Below are 18602 nucleotides of genomic sequence, written 5' to 3' on the forward strand. Positions count from 1 at the left end.
CGGTTTCGTGCTGGCCCTCTCCCGCCGCTGGCCGGAGCCGGAGGCCGCGTACCGCGCCTGGCACCGCGGCCGCGCGGGCAACGACTTCGGCCTGGGAGCCGCCCAGTTCGTCCAGGTCGAGCCGTATGTGTGGGTGGCGAACCTGGTGGGCCAGCGGGGGATACGCCCCGGCAGCAAGGGCGTGCCCGTGCGCTACGAGGCCATCGACGCCTCACTCGGACTGCTCGCCGACAAGGCCGTCGAACTCGGCGCGTCCGTACACATGCCACGCATCGGGTGCGGTCTGGCCGGCGGCGACTGGTCACGCGTGGAACCCCTCGTCGCCGAGCGGCTGGTGCGCCGCGGCCTGGCGGTGACGGTGTACGACCACGGGGGCTGACCGGTGTGGCGACACAGCGGTGCTCCGGGCGGGCTGCTGTCGACCCGGCGCGCGTCCCGCCACGGGGTGACCGGCACGACGAGGCAGGGGCGACGAGACCGGCTCGACGAGACCGGCTCGACGAGACCGGCCGGACGAGACCGGTTCACGTCAGCCCGGCCGCCGGTGCCGATCGGCGTGCGCAAGAAGCGACTTGCGAAAGTTTCTGCAACTCCTTGCCGTGGCCGTCGGGGACTGCTTGACTCGCTGCTCGCGTCCGAGAGGGAGAGTCATGAGCCGCGACATCGACGTCCTCGTCCTGGGCGGTGCGGGTGTGGACACCATCGTCCACGTCCCCGAGCTGCCGCTTCCCTACGCCGACAGCTACATGATCCGTCCAGGCATCGAGAGCCGTGCCGGGCAGACCGGTGACTTCGTCGCGCTGGGCCTGCACGAGCTCGGCCTGCGCACGCACCACCTCGACATGCTCGGCGACGACCCCGAGGGCGACCTCGTGCGAGCCCTGCACCGCGACCGGGGCATCGCGCTCACCGAGGTGCCCCAGCCCGCGGGCACCAAGCGCGCGGTCAATCTCGTCGGCCCCGACGGGCGCAGGCTGTCCCTGTACGACGACAGCCGCTCGCGCGAAGGGGACCGGCTGCCCGAGAAGACGGTACGGGACCTGGCCGCGGCGAGCCGGCATGCCCATGTCTCCATCACCTACCCGTGCGCCTTCGCCCTGCAGGCCCTGCGGGAGGCCGGGGTGACCCTGTCGACCGACCTGCACAACTGGGACGGCGAGAACCCCTACCACGAGCCGTTCGCCTACGCCGCCGACGTCGTGTTCGTGTCCACCACCGCCCTCGCCGACCCCGAGCGCACCATGCGGCGGATCGTGGAACGGGGCCGGGCCGAGGTGGTCGTCGCCACGGCCGGCGCCGAGGGCGCGTACCTGCTGACCGACGGCGAACTGACCCACGTCCCGGCGGTCCCGCCCCGTACGCCCGTCGTCGACTCGAACGGCGCCGGGGACTCCTTCGCCGCGGGCTTCCTCTACGGCCGGCTGACCGGCGAACCGGTCCGGCGCTGCGCCCTGTACGGCGCGGTGGCCGGCGCCTACGCCTGCACCGTGCCCGCGACCCGGGCCGACGCCATCAGCCGCGACGAACTCCTGTCCCAGGTAGCCGAGTTGGACGAGAAAGCCACCCGCCACTGAACCACCCGTCAGCCGTCGGCCGTCAGCTGACGGCGCCAACGGCCAACGCCCGCCCGTCGGTTGCTCGCGGCTGACGCCCACTTGTCACCAGCGCGCAGCCGGTGTCCGAGCCGCCGCCTGCTCCCGCCCGTCGCCCGGGCGGTACTCGCCCTCTCCCGGCCGGTGCCCGTCCGTCCCCGGGGACGGACGGGCACCGGCGGGCGGGCAAGGCCCCGAAGGACGGGGGCCCGGCGCCTCAGCCGGAGTGCACCGCGTCAGTGGCGGCGATCTTCTTCCACGACTTCGGCCGGGCCGCGACACCCTTCGCCGCCGGGGCGGGGGCGACTCCCGCGCTCCGCGCCGCGGGCGCCGTCGGCTTCGACGGCTGGAACAGCCAGGTGTCGAAGAGCGCCGCGAGCGACGTGCCGGACACCTGCTCCGCGTACTTCTGGAAGTCGCCGACCGACGCGTTCCCGTACGCGTGTTCCTTCGGCCACCCCTTCAGAATGGCGAAGAAGGCATCGTCCCCGACCTGGTTGCGCAGTGCCTGCACCGCCAGCGCGCCCCGGTCGTAGACCGCGATGTCGAACTGGTTGTCCGGCCCCGGGTCGCCGGGCGCCACCGTCCAGAAGGTGTCGTCCGCCGGATGCGAGGCGTACACGTAGTCCGCGAGCTCCTGCGCGGTGCCCTCACCCTCGTGTTCCGACCACAGCCACTGCGCGTAGCGCGCGAATCCCTCGTTGATCCAGATGTCCTTCCAGCCCTTCAGCGACACGTCGTCGCCGTACCACTGGTGCGCCAACTCGTGCACGACCACGGAGGTGTTGGAGCCGTTCGCGAACTGCTTGGGGCTGTAGTACACCCGGGTCTGGGTCTCCAGCGCGTACCCGGTGGTGGTGTTGGGGACGTATCCGCCGGCGGAGCTGAAGGGATACGGCCCGAAGTAGCCGCTCAGCCAGTCGACCAGTTCCCCTGTCCGCTCGACACTGGCGCGTGCCGCCCCGTCGTTGTCGCCGAGGTCCTTGCTGTAGGCGTTGACGACCGGGACGCCGCCCTCGGACGTGCTGGTCGTGATGTCGAACTTCCCGACCGCGAGCGTGGTCAGATACGTGGCCTGCGGCTTGTTGGACCTCCAGTTGTAGCGGGTCCAGCCCAGCCGTGAACTCGTCGACTGCAGTGTGCCGTTGGAGATCGCCTGGGTGCCGTCCGGGACGGCCACCGACACGTCGTACGTCGCCTTGTCGAGCGGGTGGTCGTTGCTCGGGTACCACCACCACGCCGATTCGGGCTCGTCCGCCGCGACCGCCCCGTCCGGGGTGCGGTGCCAGGTCGAGAAGCCGTACGCGCTCTTCGTGGACGGCACCCCGCTGTAGCGGACCACGACGGTGATCGGCGTGCCCTTGGCCAGTTGTCTGGCCGGAGTGATCTCCAGCTCGTGCTGGCCCGAGGTGGCGAACGACGCCTTCGCGCCGTTGACCCGGACCTCGCTCACATCGAGCAGAAAGTCCAGATCGAACCGGGACAGGTCCTGCGTGGTGGTCGCCAGGAGGGTGGCCGTGCCCTCCAGTTCGTCCGTCCGCGGCTGGTAGGTGAGCCGCAGGTCGTAGTGCGAGACGTCGTATCCGCCGTTGCCGTAGGCCGGGTAGTAGGGGTCGCCGATGCCCGGTGCTCCCGGTGTGTAGTCGGCCGCCGATGCCGGGATCGCCAGCAGTAAGGAGGCGGCGAGGGCGCCCGGGGCGATGAGTCTGCGGTGCACGTCAAGCTCCAAGTCGTGGGGGCGTGAAGTCGGTCCGGAGCCTATTCAGTCCCGGTGGCCCCAGTCATGTCCACGGGCACCCCTGTCACACGATCGCCATTCGGCCGACATGAGTCATCCAGCCCCACAGGCCTTTCATCTACCCTCTTTTGTACGGGAGTTGACCGGGGTACGTTCCGACGCATGCCGATACCAGTGCGCCGCACGCGCTTCATGACCTGGAGATCGCTCGCGACGGCGGCCGTTGCCGCCCTGATGGCCGCCTTCCTCGCCCCGGTCGCCGCACACGGCGCCCCGCGGGAGAGCGCCCCGGTCTATTCGTACGAGAACGCGATCCGTGAGTCCGTCTGGGTCGACACCGGCCTCGACGGCGACAGCGACGGGAAGAACGACCGCGTCGCCGTCGACATCGTCCGGCCCCGCGAACTCGCCCGGCAGGGCCGCAAGATCCCCGTGATCATGGACGCGAGCCCGTACTACTCCTGCTGCGGGCGCGGCAACGAGAGCCAGAAGAAGACGTACGACGCGAACGGCCACGTCGTCCAGATGCCGCTGTTCTACGACAACTACTTCGTGCCGCGCGGCTACGCCTTCGTCGGCGTCGACCTCGCCGGCACCAACCGCTCCGACGGCTGCGTCGACGTGGGCGGCCGCTCCGACATCCAGTCCGCCAAGGCGGTCGTCGACTGGCTGAACGGCCGTGCCAAGGGCTACACCACCCGCACCGGCGCCGCGACGGCCAGGGCCGGCTGGACCAACGGCAGGACCGGCATGATCGGCAAGAGCTGGGACGGCACCATCGCCAACGGCGTAGCCGCCACTGGCGTCAAGGGTCTGAAGACCATCGTGCCGATCAGTGCCATCTCCTCCTGGTACGACTACTACTTCGCCAAGGGCGCCCCGCTCTACGACTCCGGCCCCGACTGGCTCTCCGACTACGTCGACAGCCCCGACGCCCGCACCAAGTGCGCGGCCGCCCAGCGGAAGCTGGTCGACGAGGCGCCGCGCACCGGCGACTGGACGTCGCTGTGGACCGAGCGCGACTACGTCAAGGACGCCGGGAAGGTGAAGGCCAGCGTCTTCCTCGTCCACGGCATGCAGGACCTCAACGTCCGCACCAAGAACTTCGGCCAGTGGTGGGACGCGCTCTCCAAGCACGGTGTCGAGCGCAAGATCTGGCTCTCCCAGACCGGTCATGTCGACCCCTTCGACTTCCGCCGCGCCGCCTGGGTCGACACCCTGCACCGCTGGTTCGACCACGAACTCCTCGGCTACGACAACGGCATCGACCACGAGCCCATGGCCGACATCGAACGCCACCCCGACCAGTGGGCCACCTCGGCGGTCTGGCCGCCCCGCACCACCAGTACCACGACCCTGCGTCCGGGCACCGGCGCGCAGCCGGGCGTCGGCATCCTCGGACTCCACGGCAGGTCCGGAACCGAGACCTTCACCGACGACCCGCGGCTGAGCGAGACCGACTGGGCCGCGCACATCGACCGGCCGACCCCCGACAAGGCCGGCTTCGCCACCGGACCGCTCACCCACGACCTGCGGCTCTCCGGCTCCTCCAAGGTGACCGTCACCGCCACGCCGACCACCTCGACGGCCCATCTCTCGGCCGTACTCGTCGACCTCGGTCCGGACACCATCCGCGACTACGCCGGCTCCGGCGAGGGCATCGCCACACTCACCGACCGCACCTGCTGGGGCGCGAGCACGGCCGGCGACAGCTCCTGCTACAAGGTGGCCGAGGCGGCCAGGACCGACGTCGGTTACACGGTCCTCAGCCGCGGCTGGGCCGACCTCGGCAACCACGCCTCGGACCAGGGCGTGCCGCTCACTCCGGGCACGGCGTACACCATCACGCTGGACCTGGCGGCCACCGACCACGTCGTCCCGAAGGGCCACCGGCTCGCGCTGATCGTCGCGGGCACCGACAAGGATCTCATCGACCCTCCCTCCACCACGCCGACCCTGACCCTCGACCTGTCCCGCACCTCGGCCCGTGTCCCCCTGGTGGGCGGAGCCGAAGCGTTCTCGCGGGCGACGGCGGGTTCCACGGCGGCCCCGGCCACGTCCGTCCTCGACGGAGTACGCGACCCCCGCACCACGCGCGTCCCGGGGGAAAGCCGCTGACCGGAGAGCCTCAGACCGGAGAGTCTCCGATCGGGGGGCCACCGGAGATCCGCTGAGCCCCTTCGATCAGACGGAGGCGGTCGGACCGGCGAGTTCGGCCGCCTCCCGCGCGCAACCCCACGCCACGGTGACGCCGGCACCCCCGTGCCCGTAGTTGTGCACCAACACCCTTCCGTCCGGCAGGACTTCGCGTTCCAGCCGGACCGTGTCGCGCACCGGCCGCAGCCCCACCCGATGGCCGAGCACGCGCGCCCCGGCGATCTGGGGGCGCAGTGCCGCGCACCGCCCGACGATCTCCGCCGCCACCTTCGGGTCGGGGACCTGCGACCAGTCGTCGTCGTCCGTGGTGCCGCCCAGGACCAGCCGGTCCGGCTGCGGGAAGACATACGTGGTCGTCCCCGCCGCCGGATCCGTCGAGACGAGCCACTCATGGATTCCGGGGTTCTCGACGAGCACGAGCTGCCCGCGCACAGGCCGTACGGCCGGATCCGGCACGAGGTCGCGGGCGCCGAGGCCCGAGCAGTTCACGACGACCGGCGCGTCCGGCTCCGCGAGGTCCGTCACCGTACGCTCCTCGACCGTCCCGCCCGCCCGCAGGAACCGCTCACGCAGATGGCGCAGATGCGCGGGCATGTCGATCAACGGCAGCCGCGCCCGCAACGCGGTCCCCGGATACTCCCTGGCCGTCGCCGCGCGAAGTCCGGGCACCCGGGCCGCCCACGACCCCAGCTCGTCCAGCCGCGTCTCGCCCATGACCCCCTCGACCAGGCGTACGCCACTCTCCTCGGGCCGCGACGCCAACTCCTCGTACACGGAGAGGGACACGAGCGCCCACGCGCGGGCGAGCGCCTTCGGCTCGATGCGGTACGGCCACCACAGCGCCCCCGCAACCGCCGAGGTGGTCCGCTCGGCGGGCTCCCGCGTCCACACCCGGACCCGCCTGCCGGCCTCGGCCAGCACCACGGCCGTCGTCAGGCCGACGACTCCGCTGCCGACCACGATCACATCGCTGCCCCCGGGCTTCTCCATGCCGGGACGTTAGCGGAATATGTCATGCCGTGGTCGTGTCACTCTCCGTCCGGGGATACTCACACTATGTCTGCCGAGTACGCCACGTTCGGCCTGGCACCGGCGATGCGTGCCGGTGGAATCCTCGCCAACGGTGACTACCAAGTGCACCGGGACTTCCTCGACTTCATCGTCGACGGACGCCCGCTGCTGTTCCAGCTCTCCGATCTCGACGCGGTGTCCCCGCTCGCCTCCGACGTACCGCCCGCGATCTTCACCGCGCAGGTGCGCTGCCTTCTCCTGGAGGCCGACGCCCCGCTCGACGGGGGCAGATACGTCATCTACGGCTGTCCCGAGTGCGAGAGCATCGAGTGCGGTGCCGTCACCGCGCTGATCGAGAGGGACGGCGACGACTACGTCTGGCGGGACTTCGCCTGGCAGACCGGTGAGCGGGCCGACGTGGAACGCAACGGCTACCACGGCACAGGGCCCTTCCGCTTCCACGGCCCCGAATACCGCAGCGCGCTGAACTCCCTGCTCGACGGCGACGCGGGCTCCCGCCGCCGCGTCCTGCTGATCGGAGCCCGGGGCGCCCTCCTCGCGAAGCCGGCCGCCGCCCTGCGCGCCGTCGGTATCGGCGCCGACGTCGCCCGCGACGCCGCGGAGGTCGCGGGGGTCGCGGCGGGTGAACTGCGCACCTACGGCGCGGTGGTGTTCGGCCGGGCCGTCCCCGAGGTGGAACGGGCGGCCGTAAGGGAGTCGTTCCGCGGCGCGGGCGTCGACGTCGCCCATGTCGAGGGCCTCGCCCCCATCGTTCCGCTGCTGGTCGCGCAGATCGAGCACGCCCTGGACCGCAGCCCCCAGGAGCTGCGCCGGCTCACCCGCCTGGTCGCCGCCGACGACGAGGCCGGAGTCGAGATCACCTCCACCTGCCGGGTCCGGCTGACCGCCTACCGCCTGGACCGCCTCTCGCGCACGCACGCGCACGACGTGTTCGACGGAACCCTGGAGCCCGGCCACCACCGGATCCCGCTGGCGGCCAGGGCGGTGAAGGGAGAGTCGTTCATCGTGGCCCGGACATCCGGGAGCGTGCTGGTGGCGGCGATGCCGCACTGAACGACGAACCGACGAACCGGCGGTCCGGCGAGCGGCGGTTCCGACAGTCCGGCAACCGGTTGGCACGGTGGTCGCGTGAGCAGCGGGCCCGGCTCTCCGGCAAGCCGCGGGCCCGGTACCGGGGGAGCGGATGTCATGGCTGGCCGAGGGCCAACGGGATCGGCCGTCCGGCACTCCGTGGGCCTGGTTCCTGGGGGAGTGTTCCAGGGGAGTGACACGCCCGGCGGTCCGAGGGGGCGGGCCGGTGGTCAGTGGATCGGGGCCTGGCGGTCGGGGGGCTGTGGGCTTGGTGGTCGGTGGATCGGGGGCCTGGTGGTCGGGGATCCGTGGCCTTGATGGTCGGTGGATCGGCGGGACCGGCGGTCGGGGGAGCCGGGGACAACCCGGCGGTCGAGGGTGCGGCGGGCCCCGGGGATCGGCGGCGCGGGGTGACCCGGCGGGCCGTTAAAATCGGCTCCCTGATGACTGCCACTCTCGTCGCCAAGAATCTCACCGCCGGACACGGCGACCGCGCGCTCTTCGCCGGACTCGACCTCGTCGTCGCCCCCGGCGACGTGATCGGACTCGTCGGCGCCAACGGCGCGGGCAAGTCCACGCTGCTGCGGCTGCTCGCCGGCCTCCTCGCTCCGGAGGAGGGCGAGCTGCGGCTCTCGCCGCCGTCCGCGACCGTCGGGCACCTGCCCCAGGAGCCGGAGCGCCGGGAGGGCGAGACCGTACGGGACTTCCTCGCACGCCGTACAGGTGTCGACGAGGCCCAGCGGATCATGGACGAGGCGACGCAGGCCCTCGTCGACGGAGCGCCGGGCGCGGACGACGCGTACGCGAACAGCCTGGAGCGCTGGCTCGACCTCGGCGGCGCCGACCTCGACGAGCGTGCCGAGGAGGTCGCCGACTCCCTGGGGCTCGGCGTCGGACTCGACCAGCTGATGACGTCCCTGTCCGGCGGCCAGGCGGCCCGCGCCGGACTCGCCTCCCTGCTCCTCTCCCGCTACGACGTCTTCCTGCTCGACGAGCCGACCAACGACCTCGACCTGGACGGTCTGGAGCGCCTCGAGCGCTTCGTCTCCGGTCTGCGCGCCGGGACCGTCGTCGTCAGCCACGACCGCGAGTTCCTCACCCGCACGGTCACCAAGGTCCTCGAACTCGACCTCGTGCAGCAGCAGATCACGCTGTACGGCGGTGGCTACGAGGCCTATCTCGAAGAGCGCGACACGGCCCGCAGACACGCCCGCGACGACTTCGAGGAGTACGCCGACAAGCGGTCCGCACTCGAAGGCCGGGCCCAGATGCAGCGGGGCTGGATGGACAAGGGCGTCAAGAACGCGCGGCGCAAGGCGAACAACGACAACGACAAGATCGGCCGCAAGTTCCGCAGCGAGGCCAGCGAGAAGCAGGCCTCGAAGGCCCGGCAGACGCAGCGCATGATCGAGCGGCTGGACGTCGTCGAGGAGCCGCGCAAGGAGTGGGAGCTGCGCATGGAGATCGCGGCGGCCCCGCGATCGGGCGCGGTCGTCGCCACTCTGCGGGACGCGGAGGTGCTGCGCGGTGGCTTCACCTTCGGTCCGGCGACCCTCCAGATCGACTGGGCGGACCGGGTGGCCGTCACCGGCGCGAACGGCGCCGGCAAGTCGACCCTGCTGGGCGCGCTGCTCGGCCGGGTCCCGCTGTCCGCCGGGCACGCCACCCTCGGTTCCGGCGTGATCGTCGGCGAGGTCGACCAGGCCCGCAAGCTCTTCCACGGCCCCGAGTCACTGATGGACGCGTTCGGCGCGGCCGTCCCGGACACGGAACCCGCCGAGGTCCGCACCCTGCTGGCCAAGTTCGGCCTGAAGGCGGACCACGTCCTGCGCCCGGCGGCCACCCTCTCCCCGGGAGAACGCACCCGCTCCGCGCTGGCTCTCCTCCAGGGCCGGGGCGTCAACCTGCTGGTCCTGGACGAGCCGACCAACCACCTCGACCTCCAGGCCATCGAGCAGCTGGAATCGGCCCTGGACTCCTACGAGGGCACGCTTCTGCTGGTCACCCACGACCGTCGCATGCTGGACGCGGTCCGCACGACCCGCCGCCTGGAAGTGGCGGACGGCAAGGTGACAGAGCGCTGAGACGAACCGCGAAGGGGCGGCTGCCGTTGCGGGCAGCCGCCCCTTCGCGGGCTTTCGGCGAGGTCGGCGCCGCCTCCGTGGGCTCGCCCGAGGAGCGGCACCACCGCAAGCTTTCACCGAGGGCAGTCGCTCCCATGGGCTCTCACCGAGGGCAGCCGCTTCCGCAAGCTTTCAGAGAGGGCAGCCGCTCCCGTCGGCTTTCGCCGAGGGGAGCGACCCCTGCTGTGTCAGCCCCGGCCGCCCCGCTTGGGGTCCGTCAGACCCGCGCGCCGCAGCGCGTCCGCCATGGCGCTGTTCGCCGGCGGTGGAGCCTGCCGGGAGCCGCCCCCGGCGCCACCGCCCGCGCCCGCACCGCCGCCGCGGCCCTGTCGCTGCTGGCCACGCTGCTGAGGCGGCCGCCCGCCCCGCTGGGGACGACCGCCGGCCTCGGCCTCCGGGGCCGCCGCCTCGTCGTCCAGCCGGAGCGTCAGCGAGATCCGCTTGCGCGGGATGTCGATCTCCAGGACCTTCACCTTGACGATGTCGCCGGACTTCACGACGTCCCGCGGGTCCTTGACGAAGGTCTTGGACATCGCGGAGACGTGCACGAGCCCGTCCTGGTGCACGCCGATGTCCACGAAGGCGCCGAACGCGGCCACGTTCGTGACGACCCCCTCCAGGACCATCCCGGACACCACGTCGGAGATCTTCTCCACTCCGTCCTTGAAGGTGGCCGTCTTGAAGGCGGGCCGCGGGTCGCGTCCCGGCTTCTCCAGCTCACGGAGGATGTCCGTGACGGTCGGCAGACCGAAGGTCTCGTCGACGAAGTCGGTCGGCTTCAGCGAGCGCAGCACACTCGTGTTGCCGACCAGCGACGCGACCTCGCTGCCCGCCGTCTTCACCATCCGCCGCACCACGGGGTACGCCTCGGGGTGCACGCTGGACGCGTCCAGCGGGTCGCTGCCGCCCCGGATCCGCAGGAAGCCCGCGCACTGCTCGTACGCCTTGGGGCCGAGCCGGGCCACAGCTTTGAGAGCCGTACGGGAGGTGAAGGGGCCGTTGGCGTCGCGGTGCGCCACGATGTTCTCCGCGAGCCCTGAGGTGATGCCGGAGACCCGGGCCAGCAGCGGGGCGGAGGCGGTGTTCACGTCCACGCCCACGCCGTTCACACAGTCCTCGACCACCGCGTCCAGCGAGCGGGACAGCTTCACCTCGGACAGGTCGTGCTGGTACTGCCCGACACCGATCGACTTCGGGTCGATCTTCACCAGCTCGGCCAGCGGGTCCTGGAGCCGGCGCGCGATGGAGACGGCGCCGCGCAGCGACACGTCCATGTCGGGCAGTTCCTGGGAGGCGAACGCGGACGCCGAGTACACCGACGCGCCCGCCTCCGACACCATCACCTTGGTGAGGTTCAGCTCCGGGTGCTTGGTGATGAGCTCACCGGCGAGCTTGTCGGTCTCGCGCGAGGCGGTGCCGTTGCCGATCGCGATCAGGTCGACCGCGTGCTCCTTGGAGAGCCGGGCGAGCTTGGCGATGGCCTCGTCCCACTTGTTGGCCGGGACGTGCGGGTAGATCACGTCCGTGGCGACGACCTTGCCGGTCGCGTCGACGACGGCGACCTTCACACCCGTACGGAAACCGGGGTCCAGGCCCAGTGTCGCGCGCGTGCCCGCGGGGGCGGCGAGCAGCAGGTCCCGCAGGTTCGCCGCGAAGACGTTCACCGCCTCGTCCTCGGCGGCGGTGCGCAGCCTCAGGCGCATGTCGATGCCGAGGTGCACGAGAATGCGGGTGCGCCAGGCCCAACGGGCGGTGTCCGTGAGCCACTTGTCGCCGGGGCGGCCGCGGTCGGCGATCCCGAAGCGGTGGGCGACGATCCCCTCGTACGACGAAGGCCCCTCGGTGGGCTCCTCCGGCTCCAGGACGAGATCGAGGACGTCCTCCTTCTCGCCGCGCAGCATGGCGAGGATCCGGTGCGAGGGCAGCGCCTTGAAGGGCTCGGCGAAGTCGAAGTAGTCGGCGAACTTGGCGCCGGCCTCCTCCTTGCCCTCGCGCACCTTGGCGGCGAGCCGCCCGCGCACCCACATGCGCTCGCGCAGCTCGCCGATCAGGTCGGCGTCCTCGGAGAACCGCTCGGTGAGGATCGACCGGGCGCCGTCCAGGGCGGCCTGCGGGTCGGCGACGCCCTTGTCGGCGTCGACGAAGGCCGCCGCCGCGGCGAGCGGGTCGACCGACGGATCGCCGAGCAGGCCCTCGGCCAGCGGCTCGAGACCCGCCTCGCGCGCGATCTGCGCCTTGGTGCGCCGCTTGGGCTTGAAGGGCAGATAGATGTCCTCAAGGCGCGCCTTCGTCTCGGCGGCCCTGATCTGCGCCTCGAGCTCCGCACTGAGCTTGCCCTGCTCACGCACCGAGTCGAGGATCGCGGCCCGCCGGTCCTCCAGCTCCCGCAGATAGCGCAGCCGCTCCTCGAGGGTGCGCAGCTGCGCATCGTCGAGCATCTCGGTCGCTTCCTTGCGGTAGCGGGCGATGAAGGGCACCGTCGAACCGCCGTCGAGCAAGTCGACGGCGGCCTTGACCTGCCGCTCCCGTACGCCGAGTTCCTCGGCGATCCTGCCTTCGATGGACCCTACGAGGGGTGTCGTCACGATCCCGTACCGCCTTCTCCACTGAGGTTGCGCGGCAATTGTGGCAGGTGACACCGACAACGGGGGCTCAGGGCGGCACTCGACCGGGTCGCGTGCCGCGGGACGGGACCGTTTCGCGCTCCCGGCTCGCGGAGCCGGGAGCGGTCCGGACTCCTCAGTCCTTTCCGATCATTCCCTCCGGGAACGCGCCGGCGGCGAACGCCGTCATCAGCAGGCCCTTCGCGATCTCGGTGAGGCGCTCCACCCCGGCGGCGCCCAGGTGCTCGTAGGGGGCGCGGTCGAGGCGGTCCGTCCGGGTCTCGATGTCCTGGCGCAGGGCCGTACCGGCCGGCGTCAGCTCGCCGTCCGCGTCGAGCAGCCCGCGCTCGCGCAGCCGCCCGGACGCCGCCTCCCAGTCCTGCCGGGACCAGCCGCGCGTGCCCAGTACCCACCGGGGGGCCATGCCCTTTCCGGTCGCGGTGTGGCTCACCAGGGCCTCCACCGGGTCGAGCTCCGCGTCGAGCAGCGCGGCGAGGTGACCGTCGCCGCGGTGCTCGCGCAGCAGGGTGGCGGCGTGCCAGAGCGCCAGGTGCGGTGCCTCGGGGACGGGGAGGTCCGCGTGCGCCGCGTACAGCGGGCGGGCGGTCGAGCCGCAGGCCTCGGCCGCGCGCAGGGCGAGCTCCGCGGCCTCGGCCACCTCCTTGGAGGCGATGACGTCCTCGCCGAGCAGCCGCCTGAGCGTCGCGTCCACCGCACGCACGCGTGCCGTGAGCACCGTCTCCGGAGAGGCCGTCCGCCAGACGGCGGGCACATGCTGGGCCACCAGTTCGTGCCGGAAGTTGAAGAACGTCGCCGTCACCGTGCCCGCGCCGACGGCGCCCATCGCGGCGGCCCGCACGGCGAAGTACGCGGTCCGGTCGTTCTCGATGCCGACCGCGGCCAGCTCACGGCCCAGATCGGGCGAGAAGTAGTGCGTCGAGTGCAGCGGGTTGAGGACGTTGTGGCAGCGCCGCCCGGCGCGCTCCGGCAGTTGGGGAGTCATACCCCGCACATTACCGACTGGTTGGTATGCCGTGAACGGTGAGACCCGCGATGGCAGGAAAGGTGGGGTCCACGTCATTGCGGCCATGAGCACGCCGGTCGAGAATCGAGACATGCGAACGGTCCTGATCGTCCTCTTCGACGGTGTGCAGAGCCTCGACGTCACCGGCCCCCTGGAGGTGTTCGCGGGCGCCGAGACCTACCGTGGCGGCTCGTACCGCATACGCACGGCCTCCCTGGACGGCGCCCCGGTGCGCTCCTCCAGCGGCCTTGTCCTGGTCCCGGACGGGACGCTCACCGACGCGCTGGACACGCACATCCTGCTGGTTCCCGGCGGCAGCGGAACCCGGCGCCCGGATCCCCTCCTGATCGGCTGGCTGCGCGCCCGCGGTCCGCGCGCCGAGCGTCTGGTGTCGGTGTGCACCGGCGCCGCACTCCTCGCGGCGGCGGGCCTGCTCGACGGCCGCCGAGCGACCACCCACTGGGCCTACTGCGACCAGCTCGCCCACGACCACCCGGCGGTCACGGTCGATCCCGACCCCATCTACGTCCGCGACGGCAACGTGTCCACCTCGGCCGGCGTCACCTCCGGCATCGACCTGGCCCTCGCCCTCGTGGAGGAGGACCTGGGCCGCGACGCCGCCCTCACCATCGCCCGCCACCTCGTCGTCTTCCTCCGGCGCCCGGGCAACCAGGCGCAGTTCAGCGCCCAGCTCGCCGCCCAGACCGCGCAGCGCGAACCGCTGCGCGAGGTCCAGCAGTGGATCTCCGAGCATCCGGGCGACGACCTGAGCGTCGAGTCGCTCGCGGCCCGCGCCCGGCTCTCGCCCCGTCACTTCGCCCGCGCCTTCCAGACCGAGACGGGCACGACGCCCGGCCGGTACGTCGAGCGGGTCCGTCTCGAACACGCCCGCAGACTCCTGGAGGACACCGGCGACGGCATCGAGGAGATCTCCCGCACCTGTGGCTACGGAACGCCCGAAGCCATGCGCCGTGCCTTCATAAAGATCCTCGGCTCGGCGCCCGCGGAGTACCGGCGCCGCTTCCGGCCCGCCCTCACGGGCTGACAGCCCACTCCACCCTTCGCGCCCGCGTGCGGGGCGGATCCACCCACTGCCCCGCGCGGTCCGGCCGCTTCGCCCCGCGTTCGTCGTCCCGCAGGCCGGTACCGAGCCGTTTCACTCTCACGGGCGGCCCCGGAAGGCCGGCCCGCGCGTCCCCTGTCCCGGCGGCCGACTCCCACCGACGAGCACCCCCCGCCGCGACTCACCCGGACGGGCTCACCGTCCGCCGAGGCTTCCATGAGAGGGCGCCTCGCCCGCCACGACTCCCGCCGACGGGCACCCCGCCCGCCATGACTCCCGCAGGCGGGCACGCTGTCCGCCGCGACTCCCACCGATGGTCACCCCGTCCGCCACGACTCCCGCCGCCCGGTCACTCGGGGGCCCGCACCGTGCCCCTGCGCCGAAAGGAACCCGATGCAGATCGCCATCGTCCTCTACGACCGCTTCACCGCCCTGGACGCCGTCGGCCCGTACGAGACGCTCGGCCGCCTGCCGGACGCGGACACCGTCTTCGTCGGCGAGCGCACCGGACCGGTCCGTTCCGACACCGGCCGGCTCGCGCTGACCGCGGACAAGAGCCTCGCGGAGGTGCCGCACCCGGACATCGTGGTGGTACCGGGAGGGCCGGGCCAGAGTGCCCAGATGGACAACCGGGTCCTCCTCGACTGGCTGCGGGCCGCGGACGCCACCAGCGTCTGGACGACCTCGGTGTGCACCGGCTCCCTGCTGCTCGCCGCGGCGGGGCTACTGGACGGACGCCGGGCCACCTCCCACTGGCTCGCCCTCGACCAACTGGAGCGGTTCGGCGCCGAGCCGACGGGGGAGCGGGTCGTGTTCGACGGCAAGTACGTGACCGCGGCCGGAGTCTCCTCCGGCATCGACATGGGGCTCACCCTGCTCGGCCGGATCGCCGGAGACGAGCACGCCCAGGCCGTCCAGCTGCTGACCGAGTACGACCCGCAGCCGCCCTACGACGCCGGCTCCCCGGACAAGGCACCCGCGCACCTCGTCGAGGAGTTCCGGAGCAAGAGCCGTTTCCTGCTCACCTAGGGCCTGTCGTTTGGATCAGGCCACAGGCGCGGGGTCTGGCACGCACTCCCTCAAGCTCTTCGAGCAGGGGGACCCTCAGCGGCGTTGTCGTCACTCGCCGACTCCCCCACTCTCGGCTTCGCTCGAACGGGGGGACCCCCATCGCGTCGACTCCCTCCTCCGCCTTGCAGCCGCACGCACCAGACCCCGCTCACCGGCACTCATCGGCCACCGGGATTCCCTGCGACCTGATCCAAACGACAGGCCCTAGCCGCCGAGACCGCCGGTGTCACACCCCTTCAGCGGGGGACGGGATCTCACGGGGTCCACGTGAAATGCGGCTGTCTGCGCTCCAGGAAGGCGGCGACCCCCTCCGCGGTGTCGCCGCCGCGGCGTGCCTGGTCCGCCCAGTACGCGTCACGGTCGGTGTACCCGTTCGTGAACTCCTTCGCGGCCGCCTGCGTCAGCAGGGAGCGCGCGGCCAGGACGCGGGTGAACTCCGAGACCCGCTTGTCGAGTTCGCCCTCGGGCAGCACCTCGTCCACCAGGCCGGTGCGCAGCGCGCGTTCAGTGTCGATCAACTCGCCGGAGAAGAGCAGGTACTTGGCGGTGGACGGACCCACCAGTGCCGTCAACCTCCGTGTGGAGGAGGCCGGATAGACGATGCCGAGTTTCGCCGGAGTCACCCCGAACAACGATCCCTCCTGTGCGAATCGCAGATCGCAGGCGGCGGCGAGCTGGGAACCGCCGCCCACGCAGTAGCCGCGAATCACGGCCAGCGTCGGCTTCGGGAACGCGGCGAGGGCCTCCTCGGCGAGCACGGCGAGGCCCTGGGCCTCGTCCGAGGACTCACGCAGCGTCGAGATGTCGGCCCCGGCGCAGAACGTGCCGCCCTCGCCGGTGAGCACGAGCGCGTGCACATCGGTGCGAACGCCCAACTCGTCCAGCAGAGGCGGCAGCGCCCGCCACATCCGCGTCGTCATGGCGTTCCGCTTGGCGGGGTGATGGATGACGACGGTGGCGACCCCGTCGCCGACGTGATGCAACAGCTGCGGCTCCATACGCCGGATGCTATCCGCACCCGCCGGCCGGATCGTGATCATGGTCTCGGGCCGTTTTGGGCCCTCTCGCGGGCGATGGAACCGCGGGGGAACGAATCGGGTCAGTCGAGGGGCAAACCCGTACAACCCGAATAGTTTCGGAAGTCGATGCAAAAGGAGCAGGAGTTGTCATAGAACCGACTGTGCCGTGCGGCAGTGATCATAAATCGTCGATAATTGCTGACTTCTGTTCAGTCAACCGGTACGGACCGGCGCATTACCAACACTCGACGTGTGGTGACAATCGAGCGCAAGGGTGGCGACCGGACGATGGAGAACCTCGGGCGGGGGTCCGACCCGAGCCCCGAAGGCGCAGGCGCGACTCCCGGCGTCAGATCGCCGGTACCGCTGCCGTACGAGGGGGTGTGGCGGTTCACCGCCGCCGCCGTCGACGCCTCGGTGCCGCAGGCGCGGCACGCCGTCCGTGATCTGCTGGTCCGCCAGGGGGTGCCGGTCTCGGGCGATGTCGTTCATGGACTGCTGTTGATCGTCTCCGAACTGGTCACGAACGCCGTCAAGCACGCGGCACTTCTGTCGCCGATGCTCGCGGTGGAGGTCGCGGTCGGCGCCGACTGGGTCCGGGTGTCCGTCGAGGACAACCACCCCTACCGTCCGACGGCGCTTGAGGCCGACCATGGGCAGACCGGGGGCCGGGGCCTGCTGTTGGTGCGTGAGGTGACCAGGGAGTTCGGCGGAGGGTGCGACGTCGAGCACACCGCGGACGGCGGCAAGGTGATCTGGGCCGCCCTGCCGCTCGTTCCGGGCGTGTAAGGACTGTCCCGTAATCCCCGTCCCCGGCGGGCGCACGACGACAGCCGCGGCACTCCCCCAAGCTCTTCGAGCAGGGGCCCCCACGCCGCGTGCCGGATCGCCCGAACAGGCCCAGTACGAGGACGACGCTCCGCCTCGGGATGCTCCCCCACAGTCCGAAAGGCGTGGGAGGGGCCCCGACATCCGGCACCGCGCGCTGATCTACTGGGCCCTACGGGACAGCCCTCGGCGGACCGGCTACCAGCCCGCGGACGGACCCGTCAGTTCCCGGACCGCCGGACGGGCCGCGTCCAGCACGGTCATGAACCACGCCGAGAAGGGGTCCTTCGCGTGCCGCTCCGCCAGCTCGGCGGCGGTCACGAAGGCCGTCGAGCCGACCTCCTCCGGGTCGGGCCGCAGCGCCGACTGCACCATCCCGACGAACAGGTGGTTGTACTCCTGCTCCACCAGGCCCGAGTCCGGGTCCGGGTGGTTGTAGCGGACCGTGCCCGCCTCGGCGAGCAGGGTCGGCGACACCCCGAGCTCCTCGTACGTCCGCCGGGCCGCCGCGGCGAAGGGGCCCTCGCCCGGGTAGGGGTGGCCGCAGCAGGTGTTCGACCAGACGCCCGGGGAGTGGTACTTGCCGAGGGCGCGCTGCTGCAGCAGCAGCCGGCCCTGTTCGTCGAAGAGGAACACCGAGAACGCTCTGTGCAACTGCCCCGGCGCCTGGTGGGCCGCGAGCTTCTCCGCCGTACCGATCGTGTTGCCGTCCTCGTCGACCAGTTCCAGCAAGATCGCTTCAACGGTGCCGTTCGACGAACTGTGCGTCGCGGTGGCAGGTGTGATCGGCATACCCATCCTTCGCATCGGTCTTCAAGCCCCAAGTCTGCCGTACGAAACCGGCACTCCCGGCACTTCGCGGCTCCCGCATGTCCCGCCCCGTGACCTCTGGGCGGGGAGTGCGGCCGACGTGGGACAGACGCCGGAAGCGGCCCGAAGCGGCCGGACACCTGATGGTGCCCGGCGCCGTCGGCACGGAATCGTCGAGGCCGGGGGCGGACAGGTGTTCGGGCGACCGGTCGGCGGCACGGCTCCGGACGGCCACCCGCGTCGGCGCGGCCGCCGGGCCGGTCACCGGCGCCGCCGAGGTCACCGGGACGCCACCGGCACGGGCGCGGCCGCCGGGAGGGTTGGCAACTGCTGCCCTTTGACTGCGTGTGAGGGTGTTTGGGCGTGCATGGGTGAGTGCCGGTGACGTTCGTCCGCATAAGGGCGCAAGCGGGAACGAGAGTTCTTGTCTCGAAAGGGTGACCTTTGCGGATGGTGGTCGTTGGGTGGGGT

At 71.7% G+C, this 18602-nt stretch carries 13 protein-coding genes and 1 pseudogene; 8 read left to right on the forward strand and 6 right to left on the reverse strand.

Annotated features, from left to right (window positions below):
• Window position 1: 1 nt before the first annotated feature.
• Together N4G66_RS35325 and N4G66_RS35330 are read left to right on the forward strand one after the other, a co-directional pair.
• Window positions 2-379 (forward strand): annotated as a pseudogene (locus tag N4G66_RS35325) (Appr-1-p processing protein); the annotation flags it as partial.
• 271 nt (window positions 380-650) lie between these two features.
• Window positions 651-1574 carry an adenosine kinase gene (locus N4G66_RS35330; protein ID WP_261708381.1) on the forward strand — a complete coding sequence of 308 codons (924 nt, stop codon included), beginning with the start codon at window positions 651-653 and terminating at the stop codon, window positions 1572-1574.
• Window positions 1575-1809: 235 nt separating this feature from the next.
• Here N4G66_RS35330 and N4G66_RS35335 read toward each other — a convergent pair whose 3' ends face one another.
• Complete coding sequence (locus N4G66_RS35335) at window positions 1810-3309, reverse strand: M1 family metallopeptidase (RefSeq protein ID WP_261708382.1); 1500 nt, start codon at window positions 3307-3309, stop codon at window positions 1810-1812.
• 183 nt (window positions 3310-3492) lie between these two features.
• On the opposite strand from N4G66_RS35335, the gene N4G66_RS35340 reads away from it, so the two are divergent.
• Window positions 3493-5448, forward strand: a complete 1956-nt coding sequence (locus N4G66_RS35340; RefSeq protein ID WP_261708383.1) for a Xaa-Pro dipeptidyl-peptidase — start codon at window positions 3493-3495, stop codon at window positions 5446-5448.
• Between the two features lie 66 nt (window positions 5449-5514).
• On the opposite strand, the gene N4G66_RS35345 is transcribed toward N4G66_RS35340, so the two are convergent.
• The gene (locus N4G66_RS35345; protein WP_261708384.1) at window positions 5515-6477 is read right to left on the reverse strand and encodes an FAD-dependent oxidoreductase; all 963 of its coding nucleotides are present in this window, start codon (window positions 6475-6477) and stop codon (window positions 5515-5517) included.
• A 66-nt stretch (window positions 6478-6543) separates the two neighbouring features.
• Here N4G66_RS35345 and N4G66_RS35350 point away from each other — a divergent pair, with 66 nt between their 5' ends.
• Together N4G66_RS35350 and N4G66_RS35355 are read left to right on the forward strand one after the other, a co-directional pair.
• Window positions 6544-7572: an oxidoreductase gene (locus N4G66_RS35350; protein ID WP_261708385.1), complete on the forward strand. Its 1029-nt coding sequence runs from the start codon at window positions 6544-6546 to the stop codon at window positions 7570-7572.
• Window positions 7573-8033: 461 nt separating this feature from the next.
• A complete protein-coding gene (locus tag N4G66_RS35355; RefSeq protein WP_261708386.1) occupies window positions 8034-9674 on the forward strand; it encodes an ABC-F family ATP-binding cassette domain-containing protein in 1641 nt (546 codons plus the stop codon).
• Between the two features lie 227 nt (window positions 9675-9901).
• Here the strand turns inward: N4G66_RS35355 and N4G66_RS35360 are convergent, their stop codons facing one another.
• Window positions 9902-12298 carry a Tex family protein gene (locus N4G66_RS35360; protein ID WP_261708387.1) on the reverse strand — a complete coding sequence of 799 codons (2397 nt, stop codon included), beginning with the start codon at window positions 12296-12298 and terminating at the stop codon, window positions 9902-9904.
• A 154-nt stretch (window positions 12299-12452) separates the two neighbouring features.
• Complete coding sequence (locus N4G66_RS35365) at window positions 12453-13319, reverse strand: SCO6745 family protein (protein WP_261708388.1); 867 nt, start codon at window positions 13317-13319, stop codon at window positions 12453-12455.
• A 112-nt stretch (window positions 13320-13431) separates the two neighbouring features.
• Between N4G66_RS35365 and N4G66_RS35370 the strand changes: the two genes are divergently transcribed.
• Window positions 13432-14385 (forward strand): GlxA family transcriptional regulator, encoded by a 954-nt coding sequence (locus tag N4G66_RS35370; RefSeq protein WP_261708389.1) that lies wholly within the window; start codon window positions 13432-13434, stop codon window positions 14383-14385.
• Window positions 14386-14796: 411 nt separating this feature from the next.
• Window positions 14797-15432, forward strand: a complete 636-nt coding sequence (locus N4G66_RS35375) for a DJ-1/PfpI family protein (protein ID WP_261708390.1) — start codon at window positions 14797-14799, stop codon at window positions 15430-15432.
• A gap of 296 nt (window positions 15433-15728) precedes the next feature.
• On the opposite strand, the gene N4G66_RS35380 is transcribed toward N4G66_RS35375, so the two are convergent.
• Window positions 15729-16472, reverse strand: coding sequence for an enoyl-CoA hydratase/isomerase family protein (locus tag N4G66_RS35380; protein WP_261708391.1), 744 nt, complete (start codon window positions 16470-16472; stop codon window positions 15729-15731).
• Window positions 16473-16781: 309 nt separating this feature from the next.
• Between N4G66_RS35380 and N4G66_RS35385 the strand changes: the two genes are divergently transcribed.
• A complete protein-coding gene (locus N4G66_RS35385; protein ID WP_261708395.1) occupies window positions 16782-17282 on the forward strand; it encodes an ATP-binding protein in 501 nt (166 codons plus the stop codon).
• 237 nt (window positions 17283-17519) lie between these two features.
• On the opposite strand, the gene idi is transcribed toward N4G66_RS35385, so the two are convergent.
• On the reverse strand, window positions 17520-18113 hold the full coding sequence (gene idi, locus N4G66_RS35390; RefSeq protein ID WP_261708392.1) for an isopentenyl-diphosphate Delta-isomerase: 594 nt from the start codon (window positions 18111-18113) through the stop codon (window positions 17520-17522).
• Window positions 18114-18602: the final 489 nt, after the last annotated feature.

Source organism: Streptomyces rhizosphaerihabitans (assembly GCF_025399795.1).
In the GTDB taxonomy this organism is placed as follows: domain Bacteria; phylum Actinomycetota; class Actinomycetes; order Streptomycetales; family Streptomycetaceae; genus Streptomyces; species Streptomyces rhizosphaerihabitans.

Excerpts from the sequence above, each read along its gene's own strand:
- N4G66_RS35330 (WP_261708381.1), top strand. The coding sequence starts at position 651 with ATGAGCCGCGACATCGACGTCCTCGTCCTGGGCGGTGCGGGTGTGGAC.
- N4G66_RS35340 (WP_261708383.1), top strand. The coding sequence starts at position 3,493 with ATGCCGATACCAGTGCGCCGCACGCGCTTCATGACCTGGAGATCGCTC.
- N4G66_RS35345 (WP_261708384.1), bottom strand. The coding sequence starts at position 6,477 with ATGGAGAAGCCCGGGGGCAGCGATGTGATCGTGGTCGGCAGCGGAGTC.
- N4G66_RS35350 (WP_261708385.1), top strand. The coding sequence starts at position 6,544 with ATGTCTGCCGAGTACGCCACGTTCGGCCTGGCACCGGCGATGCGTGCC.
- N4G66_RS35355 (WP_261708386.1), top strand. The coding sequence starts at position 8,034 with ATGACTGCCACTCTCGTCGCCAAGAATCTCACCGCCGGACACGGCGAC.
- N4G66_RS35365 (WP_261708388.1), bottom strand. The coding sequence starts at position 13,319 with ATGACTCCCCAACTGCCGGAGCGCGCCGGGCGGCGCTGCCACAACGTC.
- N4G66_RS35370 (WP_261708389.1), top strand. The coding sequence starts at position 13,432 with ATGCGAACGGTCCTGATCGTCCTCTTCGACGGTGTGCAGAGCCTCGAC.
- N4G66_RS35375 (WP_261708390.1), top strand. The coding sequence starts at position 14,797 with ATGCAGATCGCCATCGTCCTCTACGACCGCTTCACCGCCCTGGACGCC.
- N4G66_RS35380 (WP_261708391.1), bottom strand. The coding sequence starts at position 16,472 with ATGGAGCCGCAGCTGTTGCATCACGTCGGCGACGGGGTCGCCACCGTC.
- N4G66_RS35385 (WP_261708395.1), top strand. The coding sequence starts at position 16,782 with ATGGAGAACCTCGGGCGGGGGTCCGACCCGAGCCCCGAAGGCGCAGGC.
- idi (WP_261708392.1), bottom strand. The coding sequence starts at position 18,113 with ATGCCGATCACACCTGCCACCGCGACGCACAGTTCGTCGAACGGCACC.